This window comes from Flavobacterium sp. (assembly GCF_035456085.1).
Lineage (GTDB): Bacteria > Bacteroidota > Bacteroidia > Flavobacteriales > Flavobacteriaceae > Flavobacterium.
The window spans coordinates 1-4,472 of the sequence record NZ_DATIDY010000125.1; the positions used below are offsets into that span (position 1 = coordinate 1).

Sequence of the window (4,472 nt, forward strand, 5' to 3'; positions counted from 1 at the left end):
GTCCAATTGAATACCGGTTCTGTACTTTACCAATTTTACGGTGTCTTTAATCAGTGTTAGGGTCTTCAGACCCAAGAAGTCCATTTTTAACAGTCCTGCACTTTCGGCAACGGAGTTGTCAAATTGGGTAACATATAAATCCGAATCTTTGGCTGTGGTTACCGGAACATAATTCGTAATATCCGATGGAGTGATAATTACCCCGCAGGCGTGAATTCCGGTGTTTCGCATCGAACCTTCAAGAATTTTCGCCTGTTGAATGGTTTCTCCGGCCAAATCATCTTCATTGGCAATGGCAATTAATTCTTTTACAAGTTCAAATTCATCAGCCCCTTTTAATGCTTTTTTTACTTCATCTTCAGACTCAGAAAGGAAACGCGCCAAATTCCACTTGGACGGCATCATCCCCGGAATTAATTTGGCAATCCTATCGGCTTCAAATAATGGCAAATCCAATACACGAGCCGTATCACGAATAGCCGATTTGGTCGCCATTTTACCATAAGTGATAATCTGCGCCACCTGATTCGCTCCGTATTTATTAATTACATAATCCATTACGCGACCACGGCCTTCGTCATCAAAATCGATATCAATATCGGGCATGGACACACGATCAGGATTCAGGAAACGCTCAAAAAGCAAATCGTACTTAATCGGGTCAATATTAGTAATTCCTAAACAATACGCCACCGCAGAACCTGCTGCCGATCCACGCCCCGGCCCTACTGAAACATCCATTTTTCGGGCTTCGGCGATGAAATCCTGTACAATCAAAAAGTAACCCGGATAACCTGAATTCGAAATCGTAAGTAATTCAAAATCCAAACGTTCCTGAATAGATTCGGTTATTTCTCCATATCTTCTTTTGGCACCAGCCATAGTAAGATGACGCAAATAGGCATTTTCTCCACGAACTCCATTGTCTTTTTCATCTTCTGGATCGATGAACTCTTCTGGAATATCATATTTTGGAAGTAATACATCTCTATATAATGAGTAAATTTCGACCTTATCTACAATTTCCTGAATATTGATAATCGCATCCGGCAAATCAGAAAAGAGTTTTTTCATCTCTTCTCCCGATTTAAAATAATACTCCTGATTTGGTAATCCATAACGATATCCACGGCCACGACCAATTGGTGTAGCTTGTTTTTCACCGTCCTTTACACACAGCAAAATATCATGTGCGTTGGCATCTTCTTTATTAAGGTAAAAAGTATTGTTGGTAGCAATAAGCTTGACATTGTGTTTTTGCGAAAACTCAATCAATGTTTTGTTAACACGATTTTCGTCTTCCTGATTGTGGCGCATGACTTCGAGATAAAAATCATCTCCAAATTGTTCTTTCCACCAAATCAAAGCTTCTTCGGCTTGGTTTTCACCGATGTTCAGAATTTTACTTGGAATTTCTCCGTATAAATTCCCAGACAAAACCATGATGTCTTCTTTGTATTTTTCGACTATGGTTTTATCAATTCTTGGCACATAATAAAAACCATTCACATAAGCAATCGAAGCCATTTTGGCCAGATTATGATAGCCGTTTTTATTTTTAGCCAATAAAACTACCTGATAACCATTGTCTTTTTTGGTTTTGTCCAAATGGTTGTCACAAATATTGAATTCGCAACCTACAATAGGTTTAATTTCTGTTTCGGTTGGTTCTGCACCTTCTTCAACCAAAGCTTTATTTTTGGCGGAAGCCGATTTATTATGATTCATAACCGCACTCACAAAATGGAAAGCTCCCATCATGTTTCCTGTGTCGGTCATTGCAACAGCTGGCATTCCATTTTTGGCGGTAGCCGAAACCAAATTCCCAATTCCGATAGTCGATTGCAATACCGAAAATTGTGTGTGATTATGCAAATGGGCAAACTTGGCTTCTTTTAAATCATGCTTATCCGAATCGGAAATAACAACTTCTTTGCCATCTGATGCTATTGCTTTTAGTTGCTCACGGATTTTATCAGAAGCTTGTTTTAGATTAATATGTTTTAATCCAATAAGTTGAATTTCCTGTGGGTTTTTGGCTTGGAATTCTTTGAAATAAGAAGCTGGAACATCCAGTTCTTCTTTAGTAAAAATTTCTCTTCTAACTAATTCTAAAAAACAACGTGTAGTTGCCTCAACATCGGCAGTTGCGTTGTGCGCTTCCGCAAAAGGAACATTAAATAAATAACTATGTAATTCAGTTAGCGTAGGCAATTTGAATTTTCCTCCACGACCTCCAGGTAATTTTAATAACGAAGCTGTTACTTCGGTACAAGTATCCAAAACAGGCATTGAACTCATTGGCGAATTAACTCCCATTCGGTGCAGTTCGGCTCCCATGATATTCACGTCGAATCCTAAATTCTGCCCAACGATAAATTTGGCTTTGCCTAATGCAGTATTGAATTTCTCCAAAACTTCCATCAACGGAATTCCATCGTGTTGCGCCAATTCGGTTGAAATACCGTGAATACGCTCAGCATCATAAGGAATATTAAACCCTTCTGGCTGCACCAAATAATCCTGATGCTCGATAAGTGTTCCCATTTCATCATGCAACTGCCAAGCGATTTGTATACAGCGAGGCCAGTTGTCTGAGTCGGTGATGGGCGCATCCCAACGCTTAGGTAATCCAGTAGTTTCGGTATCGAATATTAAGTACATAGTTTCTAAAAAGCAAAATTAAAGTTCCATTTTTCCAGTCCTTTACTATCCTAAAATATTGATTTTATGAATAATAAAAAGTGTTCAAATTCAAAATGGTGGAGGTTCAAATTTAGGTTTTTTTAAGGAACGGAAAGCTTAAATTATTAACAAAAATGATATTTGATTAAGCCATTGATTCTAAATTTAGTTCGTAAAACAAACATTCTTAAACATCCAAAAACATGATGCGGTAACGTGAGGAATAGAAATAAGCCACCGAACTGCATGGATAGCCCGACAACGTTGAGAAATGGAGCTACATAAGCAGCTCTAAAAGTAAACCTTATATTAGATTTCTGTGCATCAGAACCTCACTTTTATTGACGGCTTATTTCAGATTCTACCTCACGATAGACTCCCTTGAAAATTGCTAACATTTCCTATCAACACGGCGTGCACAGAGACTTCCACACTGCTAGAAAATGACCAAGGCCCAAATACAAAAGTTATCAAATTAATATTATATTTGCCGACCCCTATTTACCCTTTTATGCTTCTAATTAATTTGAAGAGCTGGCTTAACCAGTTCAAACAGTACTTTTTTACATACAGTAATGGATTTTATCATCTCCCTTACAGCAACAAATCTCCTAAGGACTTGGTGGAAAGTTTTGCCAAATACCCATTTATGAATCATAATAAAGAAAGACAAAGCATTTATGCGAATACGCCTTTTTGCTCGGGAGGTTTCAGTTATCAGAATCTTGAGGAAGGGTGTTGGATTATTTACTCTAAAATGAAGTATAAAACCAATGTTGCATTTGATCTTGTTTATGATGATCCAAAAGAGAAGAAGATAGAAGATAACGGCTACTACATGTTAAGCCTGAATCACATTTCAAAGCAAGTAACTATTGATGAAAAAATTTGTGAAAAACAACTTTGTTTTTCAAACTATAACTGGACATTCTTTAAACCAAAAGAACGGAACTGCGATTTGAATTTTAAAGGTTCAGACAACAAATATATTACCTTGTATTTTAATGATGAATGGCTGCAACGCAATTTGGCACAGAATACACTTTTCTCGGAAGGAGGTCTTGCCAACTTTATTGCTTCAGATAAGCCCTATATTGCGTGGCCTTTGAAAGGTAATGAAGAAGTACTTAAAAATTTTAGCCATTTTGACGATGTTATGAACATTTATGGCGAGGCAGCTCCTATAGACTTTCTACAACTCAAATTCTCAACGATTAATCTTATTTTTGATTTCTTCAGGCTTTGTAAGGAACAAAAGGTTACAGAATCTTATATTACGATAGACTATGAGGATAAATTCATCATTAACCAAGTTGAAAACTATTTAATTAATAATTTATTTGATAAATTTCCCGGTATCGAGGTACTTTCAACAAAATTTAAAATCTCAGAAACTAAGCTAAAATCTGAATTTAAGCAGTTTTTTGGAAAACCAATTTATAAATATTTTCAGGAAAAACAAATGTTACAGGCCAAAGAACTTATTCTTGAAAACAAATTTATGATAAAAGAGATTTCCTATAAATTCGGCTACGAGAATACCAGTAAATTTTCTGCTGCTTTTAAAAAATACCACAATATTCTGCCAAGTGACCTGCAAAAACAGGAATTTGAGATAGCAGGATAATTACCTTTTAATTTGTTCAAAAAAAGAGGCTGTCCAAAAAGTAAGGGCAGCCTTTTTTTTTGCTGTTTTTAATCTAAAATAGTATCTTAGAGTTGCACAAAAAACAAGCAATGGCTAAGGTAATATTTAAATCGCAATCCATCACTACTCCGGAACTTTT

Annotated in this window: 2 protein-coding genes; one reads left to right on the forward strand and one right to left on the reverse strand. The window is 36.4% G+C overall.

Going from position 1 to position 4,472, the window contains the following annotated elements; translation table 11 throughout:
• On the reverse strand, window positions 1-2,664 hold a 2,664-nt coding region (locus VLC96_RS09525; protein WP_325262438.1), incomplete at its 3' end, for a DNA polymerase III subunit alpha.
• Window positions 2,665-3,334: 670 nt separating this feature from the next.
• On the opposite strand from VLC96_RS09525, the gene VLC96_RS09530 reads away from it, so the two are divergent.
• The gene (locus VLC96_RS09530) at window positions 3,335-4,312 is read left to right on the forward strand and encodes a helix-turn-helix domain-containing protein (protein WP_325262440.1); all 978 of its coding nucleotides are present in this window, start codon (window positions 3,335-3,337) and stop codon (window positions 4,310-4,312) included.
• The last annotated feature ends 160 nt before the right edge of the window (window positions 4,313-4,472 follow it).